14 protein-coding genes and 1 pseudogene are annotated in these 18,907 nt (G+C 67.3%); 12 read left to right on the plus strand and 3 right to left on the minus strand.

The window, feature by feature from the left end:
- Positions 1 to 25 precede the first annotated feature (25 nt).
- Genes ACIREO_RS20295 through ACIREO_RS20315 form a run of 5 tightly spaced genes read left to right on the plus strand, consistent with a single transcriptional unit; the run spans position 26 to position 7,514 of the window.
- Positions 26 to 886, plus strand: a complete 861-nt coding sequence (locus ACIREO_RS20295; protein WP_404112011.1) for a carbohydrate ABC transporter permease — start codon at positions 26 to 28, stop codon at positions 884 to 886.
- Positions 887 to 932: 46 nt separating this feature from the next.
- Positions 933 to 2,606: an extracellular solute-binding protein gene (locus ACIREO_RS20300; RefSeq protein WP_404111872.1), complete on the plus strand. Its 1,674-nt coding sequence runs from the start codon at positions 933 to 935 to the stop codon at positions 2,604 to 2,606.
- Positions 2,606 to 4,066, plus strand: a complete 1,461-nt coding sequence (locus ACIREO_RS20305) for a M1 family metallopeptidase (protein WP_404111875.1) — start codon at positions 2,606 to 2,608, stop codon at positions 4,064 to 4,066. Before ACIREO_RS20300 ends, ACIREO_RS20305 begins: the two co-directional genes overlap by 1 nt.
- Entirely contained in the window at positions 4,063 to 6,273 is a 2,211-nt protein-coding gene (locus tag ACIREO_RS20310) for a right-handed parallel beta-helix repeat-containing protein (RefSeq protein WP_404111878.1), read from the plus strand. Before ACIREO_RS20305 ends, ACIREO_RS20310 begins: the two co-directional genes overlap by 4 nt.
- Positions 6,274 to 6,326: 53 nt before the next feature.
- Complete coding sequence (locus ACIREO_RS20315) at positions 6,327 to 7,514, plus strand: Gfo/Idh/MocA family protein (protein WP_404111881.1); 1,188 nt, start codon at positions 6,327 to 6,329, stop codon at positions 7,512 to 7,514.
- A 526-nt stretch (positions 7,515 to 8,040) separates the two neighbouring features.
- Here the strand turns inward: ACIREO_RS20315 and ACIREO_RS20320 are convergent.
- The gene (locus ACIREO_RS20320; RefSeq protein WP_404111884.1) at positions 8,041 to 8,460 is read right to left on the minus strand and encodes a hypothetical protein; all 420 of its coding nucleotides are present in this window, start codon (positions 8,458 to 8,460) and stop codon (positions 8,041 to 8,043) included.
- A 10-nt stretch (positions 8,461 to 8,470) separates the two neighbouring features.
- Entirely contained in the window at positions 8,471 to 8,827 is a 357-nt protein-coding gene (locus tag ACIREO_RS20325) for a putative adhesin (protein WP_404112013.1), read from the minus strand.
- A 32-nt stretch (positions 8,828 to 8,859) separates the two neighbouring features.
- On the opposite strand from ACIREO_RS20325, the gene ACIREO_RS20330 reads away from it, so the two are divergent.
- The 7 genes and pseudogenes from ACIREO_RS20330 to ACIREO_RS20360 all read left to right on the plus strand — a co-directional run bounded on the left by ACIREO_RS20330 (position 8,860) and on the right by ACIREO_RS20360 (position 16,568).
- Positions 8,860 to 10,046, plus strand: a protein-coding gene (locus tag ACIREO_RS20330; RefSeq protein WP_404111888.1) for an IS3 family transposase whose coding sequence is annotated in 2 segments (ribosomal slippage) — positions 8,860 to 9,127 and positions 9,127 to 10,046 — 1,188 coding nt in all. Because the reading frame shifts where the segments join, the coding sequence is not laid out codon by codon here.
- A gap of 64 nt (positions 10,047 to 10,110) precedes the next feature.
- Positions 10,111 to 10,608, plus strand: coding sequence for a helix-turn-helix transcriptional regulator (locus ACIREO_RS20335; protein ID WP_404111891.1), 498 nt, complete (start codon positions 10,111 to 10,113; stop codon positions 10,606 to 10,608).
- A 15-nt stretch (positions 10,609 to 10,623) separates the two neighbouring features.
- On the plus strand, positions 10,624 to 11,058 hold the full coding sequence (locus tag ACIREO_RS20340) for an SgcJ/EcaC family oxidoreductase (RefSeq protein ID WP_404111894.1): 435 nt from the start codon (positions 10,624 to 10,626) through the stop codon (positions 11,056 to 11,058).
- Between the two features lie 131 nt (positions 11,059 to 11,189).
- A pseudogene (locus tag ACIREO_RS20345) lies at positions 11,190 to 11,426 on the plus strand (GMC oxidoreductase); the annotation flags it as partial.
- Between the two features lie 73 nt (positions 11,427 to 11,499).
- Positions 11,500 to 11,628 (plus strand): GMC oxidoreductase, encoded by a 129-nt coding sequence (locus ACIREO_RS20350; protein ID WP_404111897.1) that lies wholly within the window; start codon positions 11,500 to 11,502, stop codon positions 11,626 to 11,628.
- A 184-nt stretch (positions 11,629 to 11,812) separates the two neighbouring features.
- Positions 11,813 to 12,691: an ATP-binding protein gene (locus ACIREO_RS20355; protein WP_404111900.1), complete on the plus strand. Its 879-nt coding sequence runs from the start codon at positions 11,813 to 11,815 to the stop codon at positions 12,689 to 12,691.
- Positions 12,600 to 16,568, plus strand: coding sequence for a GDSL-type esterase/lipase family protein (locus ACIREO_RS20360; protein WP_404111903.1), 3,969 nt, complete (start codon positions 12,600 to 12,602; stop codon positions 16,566 to 16,568). Before ACIREO_RS20355 ends, ACIREO_RS20360 begins: the two co-directional genes overlap by 92 nt.
- A 680-nt stretch (positions 16,569 to 17,248) precedes the next feature.
- Here ACIREO_RS20360 and ACIREO_RS20365 read toward each other — a convergent pair.
- On the minus strand, positions 17,249 to 18,778 hold the full coding sequence (locus ACIREO_RS20365; RefSeq protein WP_404111906.1) for a helix-turn-helix domain-containing protein: 1,530 nt from the start codon (positions 18,776 to 18,778) through the stop codon (positions 17,249 to 17,251).
- Between the last annotated feature and the right edge of the window lie 129 nt (positions 18,779 to 18,907).

Raw genomic sequence — 18,907 nt, forward strand, 5'->3', positions numbered from 1 at the left:
GAAGTCCCACGGCCGCCCGCCGTGGATGGAGAGGCCGACCCGCCTGGGCCAGGCCGCCAAGGCCGTCGCGATCGTCGTCGTGGTGACCGCGGTCGCCTACCCGCTGCTCGGTGTCATCGGCACCAGCTTCGCCTCGCAGAGCGACATCATCCGTTCCACGGGACTCGTCCTGTGGCCCGACCACCCCACGCTGGACGCCTACCGCACGATCTTCACCGGAGGAGTCGTCACCCGGGCACTGATCGTCAGTATCGGCATCACACTCGTCGGCACCCTCATGAGCCTGCTCGTCACCGTCGGCATGGCGTACGGGCTGTCCCGCCGCGATGTCACGGGCTCGCGCTTCATCCTGATGACCGCTCTGTTCACCATGCTGTTCAACGCGGGCATCATCCCCAACTTCCTTCTCGTCAAGGGCCTCGGGCTGTACGACACCTACGCGGCACTGGTCATGCCCACCCTGGTCAGCGCCTTCAACCTGATCGTCCTGCGGTCCTTCTTCATGAACCTCCCCGAGGAGCTGTACGACGCCGCGAAGGTCGACGGCGCGGGTGACTTCCGCATCCTCCTCCGGATCGTCCTGCCGCTCTCCAAGGCCGTGCTCGCCGTCATCAGCCTCTTCTACGCGGTGACGTACTGGAACGCCTTCTTCAACTCACTCCTGTACCTGAACGACTCGGCCAAGTGGCCGCTGCCCATGGTGCTGCGCACCTACGTACTCCAGGGGCAGAGCCTCGACAGTGCCTCGGCCGGTGAGGTACTGGCTCCGCAGCAGGCGGTTCAGATGGCTGTCCTCGTGATCGCCGTCGTACCGATCCTGCTCGTCTACCCCTTCCTCCAGCGGTACTTCACCAAGGGTGTGCTCACCGGCGCCATCAAGGGCTGAGCACAGCCACCCCGGTCTTCACTCCCTTCACCCAAGGAGATTCCAGGTGTCGAGCTCCATCCCCATCAGCCGCAGAGCGATGTTCCGCAGGGCTGCCGGCATCGGTATCGGTGTGGCCGCCGCTCCGATGCTCGCCGCCTGCGGCGACGGCGGCACCACCGCGAAGGCGGAGGCCAAGAGCGCCTCCCTGCTGCCCAGCACCGCTGTCCGGAACATCGGCCTCCGGCCCGACCTGGCAGGTACCGCCGCCGGAGTCCCGCAGGGCTTCTTCAGCTATCCGGCCAAACCGCTGCGGGCCACGAAACCGCTTCCGCTGAAGGGGGCAGAGACCATCAGGGCGACGATGGAGACCTTCTCCCCGCCCCCGCCGGCCCGCGGTCGCAACGCCGCCTGGCGCGAGATCGAGAAGCTCCTCGGTGCCGAGGTCGACATCACCGCAGTCCCGGCCGACGACTACGGCACCAAGTTCTCCACGATGGTCGCCAGCGACAGCCTGCCCGACCTCTTCATGTATCCCGAGATCGGTGGCGTCGACAACAAGGCCGGCTTTCTCCAGGCGACGTGCGCCGATCTGACTCCGTTCCTCGCCGGGGACAAGGCCAAGGACTTTCCGAACCTGGCCGCGATTCCGAAGTCCGCCTGGCAGTCCGCGATCTTCGGCGGAAAGCTCTACGGGATCCCGATCGCCCGTACCGGCACCGGCGGCGCCGGTGTCTACCGGCACGATCTGTTCGCCGAAGCCGGGGTCACGGACCTCGGCCAGATCACCGGCCTGGACAGGTTCGTCGAGCTCTGCAAGGAGCTGACCCGCCCGAAGCAGGACCGGTACGCGATCCTCGCGGGAGTGACCAACGTTCTCGCGATGTCCGCGGGGGCGCCCTACTTCTGGCGGCTCGACGCCAAGAGCGGCAAGTTCACCACCGATCTGGAGACCCCCGAATACCGACAGGCCGTGGAGACGGCACGGGAGCTGTACGAAGCGGGCTGTTTCTATCCCGGCACCCTCCAGATGTCCGGGGCGCAGAAAGCCCAGTACACGGACATGTTCAAGAACGGCAAGGGCGCCTACGTCTACGACGGCATGCCGACCTACCTGGCCCCGGGCGTCGGTTACGTCGCCGCCATGAAGGCGATCGACAAGAAGTTCGACCCGCGCCCCTTCGTCCCGTTCGGCAAGGACGCCATCGCCTGGACGGACAACGTCCTACTGGAGAACACCCACCTCAAGAAGGCGTCGGGCGAGCGCGTCCGGCAGATCCTCGCCCTCGCCGACTTCGCCGCGTCGCCGTTCGGCAGCCAGGAGTACACGCTGATCAACTACGGCGTGGAAGGCACCGACTTCACCCGCGACGCCAAGGGCAACCCGACCCTCACCAAGCAGGGCACCCAGGACGTCACCGTGCCGTGGAAGTTCATGGCCTCCGCAGTCCCGGCCGTCTTCAGCGCCGACTCGGAGGACGGCGTACGCCATGTCCACGACGCGTTCGCGAAGATGATCCCGATGCTGGAGCAGAGCCCCACGCTCCAGTACTCCTCGCCCACGTGGGACTCCAAGGGATCCGGCAGCCTCCTCACGCTGAAGCTGGACGCCCTCAAGGACATCATCGCGGGCCGCAAGCCCATGTCGGCCTATGACCAGTTGGTCAAGGACTACCTGGCCAAGGGCGGAGAGCAGGCACGCGGCGAATTCGAAGAGGCATTCCAGAAGGGGAAGAAGTGATGACCTCACGACGCTCGGCCCTCCGGTTCGGTGGTGCGGCGGTCGCGGCAGCCATCGCCGTACCCGTACTCGGCCCGCCCGCCGCCGCTGCCGGCTTCGAGCCGGAGCCCGGCTCCGACGGCGTCGGCGACCCGCTCTTCCCGACCCTCGGCAACGGCGGGTACCAGGTCGTCCACTACGACCTGACCTTCGACTTCACCCCGGTGACGTACGACTTCAGCGCCGTGGTGAAGATGAACGCCAAGGCCACCCAGGACCTCTCCGCGTTCAACCTGGACACCGACGGACACACCATCGAATCCGTCACGATCGCCGGCCGCGACGCCGGGTGGGCCCTCTCGGCGGGCAGCAGCGGCCAGGAACTCACCGTCACCCCCGGCCGGCCGCTCCACACGGGGCAGCCCTTCACCATCGAGATCCGCTACCGGGGCAACGGCAAGGCTCCCCGTCTCGGCCTCACCGGGTGGAACTTCGGCGCCGACGGCGGCTTCGCCTCCGCGGCCCAGTCCTCCCGTGCCGATACGTTTCTGCCCTGCAACGACACACCGTCCGACAAGGCCACCTGGACCTTCCACATCAGCGCCCCGCAGGGCTTCGTCGCCACGGCCAACGGCGAACTGCTCCAGACGACGCCTCGTGCCGACGGCTTCACCGTCTGGCACTTCGCCCTGCGCGAGCGCATGCCGACCGAGCTGCTCGGTATCGCCGTGGTCAAGGGAACCTACCTGTACGGCACCAGCCACCGCGGACTGCCCCTGCGCCACATCGTCCCGCAGGGCCAGGAGGACACCTACGGCCCGATCGTCGCCCGCACCGCCGACCACCTGGCGTGGACGGAGGCACGCTTCGGCCGCTACCCGTACTCCGTCTACGGCCTCCACATCTACGACGGCTACGGTGACGCCCTGGAGAACCAGACCCTGTCCCTCTTCGGAACCAACTGGTTCAAGCCGAACGCCGAGGGCCGGCCCGGCTACGAGACCACGATGATCCATGAGCTGGTCCACCAGTGGTACGGCGACTCGGTCACCCCCGCCGACTGGCAACAGGCCTGGCTCAACGAGGGCCCCGCCGTCTACTACGCGGGTGTGTACGGCGAGGAACGCGGCTGGTCCGTCTTCGCCGACAAGATGCGGACCACCTACGGCAAGCTCGACGCGATCCGCGCCGAGGACGGGCCGCCCGGCCTGCCCAAGGCACTCGGCGGCACCAACATCTACGACGGCGGCGCCCTCGTGCTGTACGCCCTGCGCCGGCAGACCGGCGACCGCCGCTTCGACCGCGTGATGCGGCTGTGGCCCGAGCGCTTCAAGGACCGCAACGTCACCAGCGAAGACTTCATCCGGCACACCGTCGACGTCACGGGGGACCGGTCCCTGGACCCCTTCCTGCGCGACTGGCTCTTCGGAGCCGTGAACCCTCCCATGCCCGGACACCCCGACTGGAAGGCCACCGCGTGAAGCACCTCGGAACTACCATCCGCACCTCGGCGGCGGCGGTCACCGCCGGCCTGCTGGCCGCTCTGCTCGCCGCCCCGGCCGCCCAGGCGGCGTCCCCGCGCACCTACTACGCTGCCCCCGGCGGCTCCGGCTCCGCGTGCACGCTCGCCCGCCCCTGTACACCCGAGGGCGCCAGGGACAAGGCCAGGACGGAGACCGTGCGCGACGTACGCGTGCTGCTCAAGGGCGGCACGTACCGGCTCGACGGCCCCCTGCGCCTGGGGGCCGCCGACTCCGGAGGCGAAGGCCGCACCGTCACCTGGGCGGCGGCGCCCGGCGCCCGTCCCGTCCTCTCCGGCGGCCGTGACATCACCGGCTGGAAGCGGAACCCCGACCGCACCTGGACCGCCGAGGTGCCCGCGGGCGTCACCCCGCGGCAGCTGTTCGTCGACGGCGAGCGGGCCGTCCGGGCCAGGGGCGAGGCCTGCGCGTCGACTGTCTGCGACGCGACCGGGACCGGCATGACCGGGGCCGGCGCCACCGGCATAGCGCAGTGGGAACGCCCCACCGACGCCGAAGCCGTCATCCGGGTCCGCTGGCGCAACTACCACTGCCGGATCGCAGGGGTCGCCGGCGACCTCCTCACCTTCGCTCAGCCCTGCTGGACCAACTCCGCGAGCGGCACGGGCCGCACCGGCCCCTCCTGGGACAGCACCACCGTCGACTCGGACCGCTACGCCGGCGTCGCCTTCTTCGAGAACGCTCCCGAACTCCTCGACGATCCAGGCGAGTTCACCTGGAACTCCGAAACGCGCACCGTCACCTACCTCCCGCGCAAGGGAGAGGACATGCGCCACGCCCGCACGATCACCCCACACACCGAGCAGCTCCTCGTCCTGGACGGCGTGCGTGATCTCACCGTCACCGGACTCGGCTTCCAGTACGCCGCGTACGGGCAGCCCGGCACCGACGAGGGCTACGCCGGTACGCAGGCCGGCCTCACCCTGACCGGTGCCACCGGCCCCGTCGATCACGCGGGCCGCTACTACACCAAGCCGGCAGCGGCCGTCACCGTGCGAGGCGGACAGCGCGTCAGCATCGAGGCGTCGCGATTCAGCCACCTCGGCGGAGCCGGAGCGGTCCTGGAAGCCGGCACCAAGGACAGCTCACTGACCCGGTCCGCCTTCTCGGACCTGTCCTCCGGCGCGGTGTACGTGGGCGACACCGAGCCGCTCCCGGAATCGCCCCTGGCGGGCGAGCGGAACACGGTCGCGTACAACACCATCAGCCACTCCGGCGTCGAGTACACCGACGCGGTGGGTATCTGGGCCGGGTACGAGGCCGAGTTGACCGTTGACCACAACACCCTGGACCACCTCCCGTACTCCGGGATCTCGGTCGGCTGGGGCTGGAACCAGCCCGAGGTCCAGACGTCCGTCCTGCGCGACAACAAGGTGACGGACAACCGCATCACCAACGTCATGGAGGTCGCCCAGAAGCAGCACGACGGCGGCGCGATCTATACCCAGGGCGCACAGCCCGGCACCGTCCTGTCCGGCAACTACATCAACCGTTCCGCCTTCGGTAACACCGAGCGTGACGGCAACGGCATCTACCTGGACGAGCAGTCCTCCCACATCACCGTCGAGAAGAACGTGATCACCCGCATCGGCTACAAGTGGGTGTCCAACTGGGCCGGCTACGGCATCGAGAACACAGCCCGCGACAACTGGACCGACACCGCCGCTCCTGCCCTCGGCGGGCGTGGTTCCGTCATGACGGACAACCTCACCGGCCTGGACCGGCTGCCGGCCGACGCGCTCGCCGTCGCTGCGGGGGCGGGCGCCCGGGGTGGCCCCGTCGAGCAGCTGCGGACAGACCTGGCCCGCACCGGCGTCCCCACCCAGTCCTCCACCGAGGGTACGGCCGAGGCGGCGCTCGCCCTCGACGGCGACACCAACACGGACACCCGCACGCCGGCCGAGCCGGGTGCCTGGTGGCAGGTCGACCTCGGTTCCGCCCAGCGTGTCCGGCAGATCGAGATCTGGAACAACTCCTCCTCCGCGACCGCCGACTTCGACGTCATCACGGACGACGGCACCCTCCACGTCAGCGGCAAGGCCAGGCGCCCGACGGTTCTCGACGTGGACAGCACCACGCGCACCCTGAGGATCATGGCGACCGGGGCCGGGCCCGTCGCCCTCTCCCACGTCCTCGTCCACCCGTGACGCACAGGACGCAGAACCCGCAGAAGCAAGCACCGATCCAGTAAGGAAGATCCATGACCGACCTCCGCATCGGCGTGCTCGGCTACGGCCTGCGCGGTTCACTCGCCCGCACCGCACACCGGCCCGGTTCCGGCGCCAGCGTCACCGCGCTCGCGGACCCGGACCCGCGCGCCCGTGCGGAGGCGGCCACGGTCTTCCCCGGAGTCCGCCTGTCCACCGGCCACCAGGAGGTGATCGAGAGCCCGGACATCGACGCGATCCTGGTCCTCACCCCCGACCACACGCACGCCGACCTGGCCTGCGAAGCGCTCCGAGCGGGCAAGCCGGTCTTCGTCGAGAAGCCGCTCGACATCAGCGTCGAGCGCTGTGACACGATCCTGCGCACCGCTCATGAGACGGGCACCCGCCTCTACATCGGGCACAACATGCGGCACATGCCCGTGGTCCGGCTGATGCGGGACCTCATCGGGAAGGGCGCCATCGGCGAGGTCAAGACCGTCTGGATCCGGCACTTCGTGGGTTACGGGGGTGACTTCTACTTCAAGGACTGGCATGCGGAGCGGCAGTACACCACCGGGCTGTTGCTGCAGAAGGCCGCCCATGACATCGACGTACTGCACTGGCTGGCCGACGGCTACGCGAGAGATGTCCAGGCACTGGGTGATTTGATGGTGTACGGCGACAACCCGCACCGCCGCGCTCCCGGTGAGCCCAAGGCCGACGACTGGTACACCAAGGACGGCCACTGGCCGCCGGGCACCCAGCGCGCGCTCAACCCCGTCATCGACATCGAGGACGTCTCGCTCCTCAACATGCGCCTGGACAACGGTGTGCTGGCCGCCTATCAGCAGTGCCACTTCACGCCCGACTACTGGCGCAACTACACCGTCATCGGGGACGCCGGACGCCTGGAGAACTTCGGGGACGGGCCCGGCGGCTGCGTCAAGGTGTGGAACACCAGGCGTTCCGGCTACCGTCCGGAGGCGGACCAGATCCACGAGATCCCGGCCGCTGAGGACGACGCGGGACACGGCGGCGCCGATCCGCTGCTCATCGACGAGTTCCTGCGCTTCGTACGGGAGGGCGGACGGACCGATACCTCACCGGTGGCGGCCCGGATGGCGGTCGCGGCGGGGGTGCGCGCCACCACGTCGCTGCGGGACGGGGGTAGGCCGCAGCGGGTACCGGCCCTCGATGCGGGACTGGCGGCGTACTTCGAGAGGGGCCAGACGCGCCTCTGACGGAGCCCGGCCGGCGGCTCATCGATCCCCTCTCCCTGGCGCGAAGTCCCGGAGAAGTCCCTCAGATGCCGCTGCCCTCTTCCGCACCAGCGTTTCATCTGGTCCGGGAGGGGCGGCGGCCTTCACCCCTCAGATGTCGCGGAAGAGACCAGCCAGCGCGGTGACCTGCAACGATGAGAGGGATTCGGCCGCTGACCTGCGCGAATGGTCTTTCAGTTGTTTCATGCTCGTGCCCGTTACTGAAGCCGGAAGTCCCAGAAAAGTCCCAGAGGACTCCCACGGCTGACGGACGCCCTTTCGGCTCTACTCGACGTAGGGAAAGCGCGTCGGGGCGGGACCGGGGTCAAACGAGCGGTGTAACTCGGGTTGTTGAGGGCTACTGACGTGCTGCGGAGAGCCGGCCGTCGAAGCCCAGCGGACTCTCGTGGTCTCTGGCAGCGCTCGAACGAGATTCCTCACACTGAGATGGAGGATCCCGTCCGAGCGCCATGCCGCCATGTTGATTTGGGTGCTTCGCCGGTGGCCGCTAATCGACCAGGGTCAGCGGACCAGTTGTTTCGATGCCCGCCGTTCTAACCGCCGCGCGGCAGAAATCCTCGGGTGGAAAGTACTGGTGCTCGGTGATGTAGTGGATGATCAGGTTCGGTGAGGCGTAGAGGATGCCGTCCTCTCCTTCTACTCTGATCTCCGCCGAGCCCAGCCATGTACGGGTGCCTCCGCCCGGACTGTCGGAGACCCAGAGCCGGTCGGCATCACAGAATGCGCAGTGATGGAAGCCGCGCATCTGGTTCTCGTAGGCGGTGCTGAGGGTCACCAGCGCCTGTACCACACGCTGATCCACGACCCCAGTGGTGTACTCATGTTCGGGGCCTAGCCATCCGACGTTGAGCATGTCACGGGACGACTCGTCGTAGGAGTATGGTGACAAATCTGTGTAATGGGTCATGTGGTGTTCCTCAGCGCCGTGGGTCGCAGTGTTTCCGGCAAATTGCCAGATGAACCGGGCCCATATTGGGTTTAAGGATCTCGCTGAGCAAGGTGTCCTTGCTCCCCGTGATCGATCCGCTCACCATTCTGAGGTCGCTCCCGGGCGCTACGGTGTAGTCGGGGAGTGACTTGCCAGGTCCGACGATCTCTGTGGGCTTGATCTTTTTCCCTTGCTCGATTGCGAGACCGACTGACTGGCGAAGACCTATGCCGTCTTCCACGTAGAAGTAGCCCCACGTGCCACTGGGCATGTGAGTGTCCCTGGTGCCGCGAACATACCAACCGTGAGCTGAACCGGATTTCGTAGCGGCCCTGAAGCCGGGCATGATTGATCCGGCAGATGGGAAGCACAGGTCTGATGCCTGCACCCCGGAAGTATCCTGACGAGCTTCGCGAGCGAGCCGTCCGTGAAGTACAGAGCTCTGGCCGTCCGGTCGCCCACGTAGCTCGAGATCTCGGAATCCACAAGGAAGCCCTGCGGCTGTGGGTCCGCCAGGCCGAGGCCGATGGCGGCAGCCGGCCCGACCTGCTCACCACGGGCGAGCGAGCCGAACTTGTACAACTCCGCAAGGAGGCGGCCGAGTTGCGGCGGGCGAACGAGATCCTGAAGGCCGCCAGCGTGTTTTTCGCGAAGGAGCTCGACCAGCCCCGCACGAGGCCGACGCGGTGATCAACCACCTCCGTGACGACTTCGGGGTCGAGCCCGTCTGCCGGGAACTGGCCCTGTCGACCTCCGCATACAACACACGCCGCAAGCGCCCGAAGTCCGCACGCCGACTCCGCGATGAACACCTCGTCGCGGACATCCGCCGCATCCACACCCACTCCGGCGAGACCTACGGAGCCCGACGAATCCACCGACAGCTGCGACGCGAAGGCATCACAGTAGCCCGCTGCACCGTCGAGCGACTGATGCGCGAGGACGGCCTGGAAGGCGTCATCCGCGGGCAACGCCGCCGCACGACGATCCCCGAACCCTCCGCCCCAAGGCCACCCGACCTGGTCAACCGGCTCTTCCGCGCCCACCGGCCGAATCAGCTATGGGTCGCGGACCTGACCTACATCCGCACCTGGTCCGGCTGGGTCTACGTCGCCTTTGTCCTCGACGTCTATTCGCGAATGATCGTCGGATGGCAGCTCGCCACCCACATGCGCACCGATCTCCCACTCGACGCCCTGGAAATGGCCTTGTGGCGGCGCGGGATCAAGAAGGGGTCCGGCCTGATTCACCACAGCGACAGAGGCTCGCAATACGTGTCCATCCGCTACGGCGAGCGCCTGATCGAGGCCGGCGCGACCGCGTCCGTCGGCTCCGTCGCCGACAGTTACGACAACGCGATGGCCGAGGCCCTCAATGGCTACTTCAAAGCCGAACTGATCGAACACCACGGCCCCTGGCGAGACGCTGACCAGGTCGAACGCTCAGTCGTCCAGTGGGTCGGCTGGTACAACACCGAACGCCTACACTCCGCCCTCGAATATCTCCCACCCGAAGAATTCGAGGCCAGACACCACCGATCCCAGGCGACCACGAACACCGCCTGAAACCACAGAAACCGGCCGCTACGAAACCCAGGGCAGCTCACTGGTCTCCTCGCTCGTACGGGACATGACGCGGTCCCTGGACGGGTTCCGCGCCCACGAGGCGCAGCGGTCGGCGGCCGCGGTGATCGAACTGACGGCAGTGGCGCTGGCGTCCCGCCTGGGGGACATCCGTCCGGTCGATGACGACGTACTGCGCACGAGAGTCGTCGGTTTCATCGAGGCGAGACTGTCCGACCGGGATCTCACCCCGGCCAAGGTGGCCGCGGCGCACCATGTGTCGGAGCGCCGACTGCACAAGCTCTTCCAGGACCAGCCGCTGACCGTGGCCGCCCTCATCCGCCGGCGGCGCCTGGAGCGGTGCCGCGCGGACCTGGCACGCAGGAACACCACGGTCGCCGCGGTGGCCGCCTCATGGGGTTTCGCGGACCCGGCACACTTCAGCCGCCTGTTCAAGGCCACCTACGGACACAGCCCGGGGGCACGCGTGTCCAACAACGGTGCGCTGATCGTCAATGACCCTCTCGCCGAGCCGGGCAAGCATGGCTGCGGAGAGAACGAATGAGGAAAGGGCTATGAAATGGATGCGTCGCTCGACACTCTGCATGCTGTCCCGGCCCGCATGATCGAGGGGTGGAACCGTGGTGACGCGGCCGCGTTCGCCGCGGACTTCGCGCAGGACGCCGAGCTCATCGACTTCGACGGCACGGTCCATCAGGGACGTGACGCGGTGATCGCAGCTCAGCAGCCGGCCTTCGACACGGTGCTGAAGGGTTCCCGGCTCGTGCGGAGCGAGGTGGAGTTCGTCCGGCTCGTCGCGCCGGATGCCGCCGTCATCCACCACCGCTTCGGCATGACGATGGCCGGCGAAACGGAACCCCTGCCGACCCGGTACTTCCTGCAGTTGTTCACGATGGCCCGCCGGCACGACCGCTGGGAGATCGCGACGTTGCTGAACGCGCGCCAGGTCGCGCTGGACTCCGCCATGGCCCTGGACGCACAGGCGACCACGTGACGGAGCCCGGCGCCCGCCTCGCTCCCCAGAACCCCGCCCTGGGGCGCTGAAGAGAAGCTCACGGTGCAAGCCGAGGGCTGCAAGTCCGGCGTGGAGCGATTCGGTGTCAGCGCAGGAGGGCATGCCCGCACGTGGGTCAGCAGCCACTGTTCCGCTTTCGGCAGCGGCCAGCCGTTGTCCTCGGTAAGGGTGAGACAGCCGGAGTAGCCGACAGCCGCGGCACCGTGCAACTGGCCGACACTGATCCGACGCAGCAGCCACTCGTCGGCCCCGGCTGTCTCACTGACGGACGCGACCGGGACCGGCTGCGCTCCGGTCTGCGGCGGGCGCGAACTGTTGCGAACCTCACCTCTGGCCGAGGCGACCGGCGGTGCAGCTCTCACCTCGCACAGCTGGGCCGGCGACGGCCTCGACGTCTGAATCGACGGCAACGTGGGCAAAATGCACCCGGTCGTCACATGTCGTATGGGCACCGACACCACCGTGGTGACCGACCCCACCACCATGGCCGTGCTTGGGACACACGCACTGCTCGTCGCCGGCGCCTCGGTCATTGCCGACCATCACTAGGGGAACACCCAGGCCCTCCACCATCATGATTGCCGAACGAGCAGCCGCACGCATCGCACGAGCCACCCCGCCTGACCCCATCCGGACCGTACCAGCAGGTCAAATGGGCAACGGGCACGACGCAACAGAGAGCGGCATGTCAGCAACGCACTTACCTGGCCGACCCGTCGGCAGGCGAGCCGAGATGGTGCGCCTCGATGAACTGACCGGAGCCGCGCACGCCGGCCGGGGTGGAGCCTTCGTCCTGCGCGGTGAGTCGGGTATCGGCAAGAGCATCCTGCTGGACCATGCCGAACGGGCCACCGCCGGCTACCGGACGGTACGGGCATACGGCGCGTCCTGTGAAGCGGAGTTGCCGTTCGTCGGCCGTCACCAGCTCCGTTTGGCCATGGCATCGCCCCTCGACGAACTGTCCGCCCCGCACTGTGCGGTTGTGCGGACCGCGTTCAGCCCCGCCGCTGAAGCGCGGGCCCTGCCCAGCACTGGCCTCGCGGCCTTGGAGCCGCTGTCCTGCGCAGCCCGCCCACGCTCGCTGCGGTGCCTCTTCGATAACGGCCAGTGGCTGGATGAGACAGCACTGAAACCACTGACATTCCTCGCCCGGCGCGTCGGGTGTGAACCGGGCGCAATGGTCTTCGGTGCCCGGCCCCAGCAGGTCGCAGGAAAAACCGGCGTACTGAGCAATTTGAGCGATCAGCCTGGTCAGTTCGCCGGTGGTCCGAGTGAGTCCGACGCACAGGCCCTGCTGGCGGCGAACAGCCATGTGATGTCCGACGACCCGGTGCGCCGGCGTCTTGCGGCCGAGGCACGCGGCAATGCCCGCGCACTGCTCGGACCGCCCAAGCCGGCGGGTATGCCCCGCCGGACACATCCTCCGTGCCAACCCGGACCGAGCGCGATCACGCATCCGGGCTGTCCCGGCTGCCCCACTCAGTTCACCTTTCCGCTGCCTAAGTGCGAGGTCGTTGAAAATGAGATACCTCGGGCGGATAACTACCGCCCTTCTGTCGGTCCTGCTGATATCGATGGGGGTGACGGCTCCGGCGGAGGCTCACCCCGATGACCTGGCGGGGCTGAACTTCGCCACCTGGAACCTGCAGGGCGCCACTCTCCAAGGAGAGTCGAAGTGGACGGACGGAGTCCAGAGAGTCGTCCTGGGAAGCGCCAACAATGGGGTAGGCGCGCACAATGTGGTCGCGCTGCAAGAAGCTGGTTCTCCGCCCGCGCAGCCAACTGGTGCGCCTGCTCCGCAGGCCGTGGCGCATCGGACGATCAACGGGCAATTGTATGAGGTCTTTCATTCCCTCTGGGATACGCGGGGCGTCCGTCTGCACGTGTACCACATGCAGACGGACGTGAACGGCAATCGTGTCAACCTCTCGATCGTGGCGGATCGTGAGCCGGATGCGGTCTACATCGCACCCGGTTCTGATTCGATCAACAGAAGCAGGCCATCCTTCGGGATCCGGATCGGCACGAACATCTTCTGGACGGTCCATGCCCTGTCAGGCAATGGCAATGACGGCCGAGCCTACATCCAGAACTTCCACGATCAAGCCGGAAGCAACTACAGCTGGATGGCGCTGGGGGACTGGAACCGAACGCCTGAGGACCAGCTGCCCATCATTCCCAGGGGAGGCGACAACAACCTCCGCATCGCGTACATCGAATCAACCGGACAAGCCACCCACGTAACCGGCAGGGAGCTGGACTACGGCATCGGATCGATCGATCTTGCCGCCGGTATGACAGCGCAGTTGCTGCCGAATCTGGCCGGCTCAGATCACTGGCCAGTGGAGTTCACACCGCTCCCGGACCTCCCCGAGGATGGGGAAGAAGTCCGCCTGGCACCCGTGGGCGACTCCCTCACCTCAGGCGAGGGAGCCACGGACGGAAACGGATTCCGCGACGAACTCTTCGACGGACTGGAATTCATGGGACTGGAGCCCGATTTCTTCGGGCAGAACTCCTCGGGCAATATGCCGGATCCGCAGCACGATGGTTACAACGGATACGGCATCGGCGACATCTCGGGCGTTGTGGAGCGGGACATCAGCGAGAGCAAGCCCCACATAATCACGCTGTGGGCGGGCGCGGACGACGCCCAGAAGGTGCTGCGCGGCACAAACGCAATAGGGGCCAGGAGCGCGGCAGACACAGGGACGGAGATGGCCGATGACCTCGATGAGTTGATCGACACGCTGCAGGCGAAGGCCCCCGATGCGGCGATCGCGGTGGCAACCGTGCCCATGCGAGGCGACTCCGCAACCGAAGAGTTCCGCGACGCCTTCAACGCGAAAGTGCGGTCGCTGATGAACGGCCGGCAGCACCGAGGGGAAAGAATCGAGCTCGTGGAAGCCGGCTCATTGCCCGAGGACATGATGCACGATGACTTTCATCCCAACGACCTGGGCTACGAATTCGTGGCGCAGAGATTTTTCCAGGCAGTCATGGGCGCGGAGGCCAAGGGCTGGGCGGGAACGCCCGGCAACCCGGGAACAGGAAACCCCGATGACCCCGGCAACCCCGGCACCGGAGGCCCGGGCCCCGGCAACCCCGGCACCGGGCCGTCGCAGCCGGACATTCGTCTGATGTCCGCGGGTGATTCGATCACGTACGGTGTCGGGTCGTCGGACGGCAACGGCTACCGGAAACAGCTGTACGACGACCTGGAGGCGGCGCAGCTCCACCCCGACTTCGTCGGCTCGAACGCCTCGGGAAGCATGTCGGATCCCCAGCATGACGGGAACCGGGGCTGGGTGATCGACCAGATCGCAGAACCGGCGGTGCAGGACGCGGCGTCGATGCGCCCCAACGTCATGACGTTGATGGCGGGCACGAACGACGTCTACTACCAAAAGGGCGGGGCCGTAGCGGATGCTCCGGCCCGGCTGGGCCGGCTGATCGACCGGGTTCAAAAGGGCTCACCGGGCATCTCCATCGTGGTGGCGACGCTGGTGCCGGTGAAGAACGACCCGTCGGCGATGCAGCGGCGCAACGCCTACAACGAAGCGGTGCGGGCGCTGGTGAAAGACCGGCAAGCCGAGGGGCAGAAAATCATGCTCGCCGACTTTGGGCCGATGAGCGAGGACATGCTGCACGACACCCTGCACCCCAACGACCGTGGCTATACCTACATGGCCGAACGCTGGTTCGAGGCCATCACGGCGATGGTGGACAAGCGCTGGGTCATCCAGCCCGCGAATGCCCCGCATCTCCCCGACGCCTGCCAGGTGCAGCCCGGAGGCGGCTGGGCAGAACTGGGCCGGATCGCGCAGGGACCGATCAACAGCGACAGTGCCAGCGCCGGCGTGAAGGGCGACGTCCACCTGGCGGACTTCGACGGCGACGGCCGCGCCGACTACAGCATTGTCACCGACACCGGAGCCCTCTACCTGTGGACCAGAACCTCTGCGGGCGGCTGGGTGAACCGGGGCAAGGTAGCCAACGGCAACGGAGTCAAGGGCCGGGGCGCGCAGGTGCGCTTCGCCGATGTCAACGGAGATCACGACGACGACTACCTGGTGGTCCACGAGGACGGCTCGGTCCAGGCGTTCCTCAACAACGATGTGCCGGTTAACGGCAATCAGGGCTGGCAATCGATCGGGGTGATCGCCGCAGGCACCGGTGACGAGGGTGACCAGGTCCGCTTCGCCGACATCGACGGCGACGCCTACGACGACTACCTGGTCGTCCACGACAACGGGTCGCTCGAGGCGTGGGTCAACAACGATGTGGCCGTGAAGGGCAAAAGCGCCTGGAAGAAGCTGGGTCAGGTGGCGGAGGGCACCGGCAACCCCGGCTCGAAGGTCCGCCTGGCCGATCTGGACGGCGACAAGGACGCCGACTATCTGATCGTGCACAGCAACGGGGCGACCGAAGCGTGGCTCAACAACGATGTCGCCGTGAAGGCGGCAGGCAAGTGGAAGTCCATCGGGAAGATCGCCACAGGAACGGGCATCGACGGCACGGTGCAGTTCGCCGAGGCCAACGCGGACGGTGACGCCGACTACTTCGTGGTGGGCTCGGCCGGTACTGCGACCTGGTGGGCCAATGACAAGGTCGCCACACGGAACGACAAGGAGAACGGCTTCAAAAAGAAAGGGGTCTACGGCGACCACAAACTCGACGCCGCGAACAACGCGCGCACCGTGGACTTCGCAGACCTCGACGGCGACGGAGACGACGACTACATCCTCGTCGGCCCCAAGGGCGAGATCGAAGCCTGGCGCAACGACGACGTCGCCACGCGCGGGACGAACGCCTGGATCAAGGTCGGCCGGGTCGCCGAAGGCGTCTCCCCCGGCAAGAAGCAGCGAGTGGTGTTCGCCGACTTCAACGGCGACGGGAGGGATGACTACCTCGTCGTGGACGACACTAACGGCCGTGTACGGGGCTGGCGCAACGACGGCGTCTTCACCAAGGGCGTCACCGCCTGGACCAATCTGGGGGTCATCGCCCGCGGCCCCACCCTGGCCGCCGAGGGGCACGTACAGTTCGCCGACATCGACGGCGACGGCCGCGACGACTACCTCGTCGTGACCTCCGGCCACTCCGCCCACGCCTGGAAGAACAAGGGCACCGACGCCCCCGGGGGAGGCGGCTGGGGCCTCAAAACACTCATCGCCAGCCCCAAGGACCCCATCACGGCCACCCAGACGACCCTCTTCGCCAACATCAACTGTGACCGGCGCGCCGACTACGTCCTGCGCGACTCCGCCCAGCACAACGCCCTCTACGGCTGGCGGAACCTCGGCGGCTTCACCAACGAATGGTCCGGCAAGAAGAAGATCGCCTTCGGCGTCGCGATGAGCTTCCCTGTCGACAACCACCTTGCCGACCTCAACGGTGATGGTCTGGACGACTACCTCGTCGTCGACCCGAGGAACGGCGCTACCCGCGCCTGGCTCAACAAGGGCGGTAACCAGGCAACCCCCTGAAAAGAAACGGTCGCGGGTGCTTTCGGAAGCTGGGTCCCAGCTCCGAAGCACCCGCCCCGTCCAACGGGCGAAGCGGTCATACAGAGCGCAATGACCCAGCCCGCCGCGCTTTCGACGCGCTCTCCGTCCACCTACTCATTGGCTGCACGCCCCGCCTGTGATTCTGATGTGGGCGCGGATCTGCGGCGGGTCACGGGCCTGGACCTGGGCGAACGCATCAGCGATGGCCTGCTCCGCGATCCCTGCCGTCCCGTCGACGCGCGATCACCGCACCCGCCCCACCCCCGAGACCGACCGGGACGAGCGCCGCACCCGGGGCAAAGCCCCGGGCCCGTGGAGCATCCGGGCCCTCGGCCCGCCAGACACCGCACGCCAACGACATCGGCAAGCCCCAATGGACAGCCCACACAGGACAGTTCACACAAACCGCACAGACGACACGACCACTCGTGAGGTGAGAAGCGTATGGGTCACTCGGACATCCGGATCACGTTCAACACGTACGGTCACCTCTTCCCCGAGTCGGAAGAGAAGACCAGGAGCGTCATCGATGATGCGTTCACGTTGAGCGCTTGAGGGTCAGAGAAGATGATGTTGAAGGAATGTTGACTCCGCCTCTGTGAGCAGAGCCAACACCCAACATCAGTGCAGGTCAGACGGTAGGACAGAGCGCAAGAGATCTAGATGTCCCGGAAGATCTCGATCTGCGCGCCCACCGAGTTCAGCCGCTCCGCCAGTTCCTCGTAACCGCGGTTGATGACGTACACGTTGCGGAGCACCGACGTGCCCTCGGCCGCCATCATCGCCAGCAGCACCACCACCGCCGGCCGCAGCGCGGGCGGGCACATCATCTCGGCGGCGCGCCAGCGCGTCGGGCCCTCGACCAGGACGCGGTGCGGGTCCAGGAGCTGGAGCCTGCCGCCGAGGCGGTTGAGGTCGGTGAGGTAGATCGCGCGGTTGTCGTAGACCCAGTCGTGGATCAGGGTCTTGCCGTGCGCGGACGCGGCGATCGCCGCGAAGAACGGCACGTTGTCGATGTTCAGCCCGGGGAAGGGCATCGGGTGGATCTTGTCGATGGGCGCCTCCAGCTTGGAGGGCCGGACCGTCAGGTCCACCAGCCGGGTGCGGCCGTTGTCGGCGGCGTACTCCGGCGTGCGGTCGCAGTCGACGCCCATCTCCTCCAGGACCGCGAGCTCGATCTCCATGAACTCGATCGGCACGCGACGGATCGTCAGCTCGGACTCCGTCACCACGGCGGCGGCCAGCAGGCTCATCGCCTCGACCGGGTCCTCGGAGGGGGAGTAGTCGACGTCCACGTCGATCTCCGGCACCCCGTGCACCGTGAGGGTCGTGGTCCCGACACCGTCGACGCGCACGCCGAGCGCCTCCAGGAAGAAGCACAGGTCCTGGACCATGTAGTTGGAGGACGCGTTACGGATGACCGTCGTGCCGTCGTGCCGGGCGGCGGCCAGCAGCGCGTTCTCGGTCACCGTGTCGCCGCGCTCGGTCAGCACGATGGGACGGCCGGGCCTGATCGCGCGGTCCACCTGTGCGTGGTAGAGCCCGTCGGTGGCCGCGATCTCCAGGCCGAAGCGGCGCAGCGCGATCATGTGCGGCTCGATCGTGCGCGTGCCGAGGTCGCAGCCGCCGGCGTACGGGAGGGTGAAGCTGTCCACGCGGTGCAGCAGCGGGCCGAGGAACATGATGATGGAGCGGGTCCGGCGCGCGGCGTCCGCGTCGATGGCCTCCAGCTCCAGCCGGTCGGGCGGCAGGATCTCCAGGTCGACACCGTCGTTGATCCAGCGGGTGCGCACGCCGATGGAGTTGAGGACCTCCAGCAGCCGGAAGACCTCCTCGATTCGGGCCACCCGGCGCAGCACGGTGCGGCCCTTGTTGAGCAGGGAACCGCAGAGCAGTGCGACGCACGCGTTCTTGCTGGTCTTGACGTCGATGGAGCCGGAGAGCCGCCGGCCGCCGACCACACGCAGATGCATGGGTCCGGAGTAGCCGAGCGACACGATCTCGCTGTCGAGGGCCTCGCCGATGCGGGCGATCATCTCAAGGCTGATGTTCTGGTTGCCGCGCTCGATGCGGTTGACGGCGCTCTGGCTCGTGGCCAGCGCCTCGGCGAGCTGGCTCTGTGTCCAGCCCCGGTGCTGGCGGGCGTCACGGATGAGCTTGCCGATACGTGCGAGGTAGTCGTCTTCCATGGCTGAACGCTATCTCAGATATGAGATGAAGGCCGTGCCGGGGGTGTGGGGTTCGGGTGACGGTCGAGTGCCGGGCCGTGGGCGGCCGCCTGTTTGAAGGGTGGGGTGCGCCCGGCGGCCCGGCGTGCG

It is taken from the genome of Streptomyces sp. NPDC102441 (assembly GCF_044765585.1).
GTDB lineage: Bacteria > Actinomycetota > Actinomycetes > Streptomycetales > Streptomycetaceae > Streptomyces.

Bases quoted from the DNA above. Each gene is read 5' to 3' on its own strand.
- ACIREO_RS20335 (WP_404111891.1), top strand. From the start codon at position 10,111: ATGACGCGGTCCCTGGACGGGTTCCGCGCCCACGAGGCGCAGCGGTCG.
- ACIREO_RS20305 (WP_404111875.1), top strand. From the start codon at position 2,606: ATGACCTCACGACGCTCGGCCCTCCGGTTCGGTGGTGCGGCGGTCGCG.
- ACIREO_RS20360 (WP_404111903.1), top strand. From the start codon at position 12,600: ATGAGATACCTCGGGCGGATAACTACCGCCCTTCTGTCGGTCCTGCTG.
- ACIREO_RS20315 (WP_404111881.1), top strand. From the start codon at position 6,327: ATGACCGACCTCCGCATCGGCGTGCTCGGCTACGGCCTGCGCGGTTCA.
- ACIREO_RS20320 (WP_404111884.1), bottom strand. From the start codon at position 8,460: ATGACCCATTACACAGATTTGTCACCATACTCCTACGACGAGTCGTCC.
- ACIREO_RS20340 (WP_404111894.1), top strand. From the start codon at position 10,624: ATGGATGCGTCGCTCGACACTCTGCATGCTGTCCCGGCCCGCATGATC.
- ACIREO_RS20365 (WP_404111906.1), bottom strand. From the start codon at position 18,778: ATGGAAGACGACTACCTCGCACGTATCGGCAAGCTCATCCGTGACGCC.
- ACIREO_RS20325 (WP_404112013.1), bottom strand. From the start codon at position 8,827: ATGCCCGGCTTCAGGGCCGCTACGAAATCCGGTTCAGCTCACGGTTGG.
- ACIREO_RS20295 (WP_404112011.1), top strand. From the start codon at position 26: ATGGAGAGGCCGACCCGCCTGGGCCAGGCCGCCAAGGCCGTCGCGATC.
- ACIREO_RS20355 (WP_404111900.1), top strand. From the start codon at position 11,813: ATGGTGCGCCTCGATGAACTGACCGGAGCCGCGCACGCCGGCCGGGGT.
- ACIREO_RS20350 (WP_404111897.1), top strand. From the start codon at position 11,500: ATGCACCCGGTCGTCACATGTCGTATGGGCACCGACACCACCGTGGTG.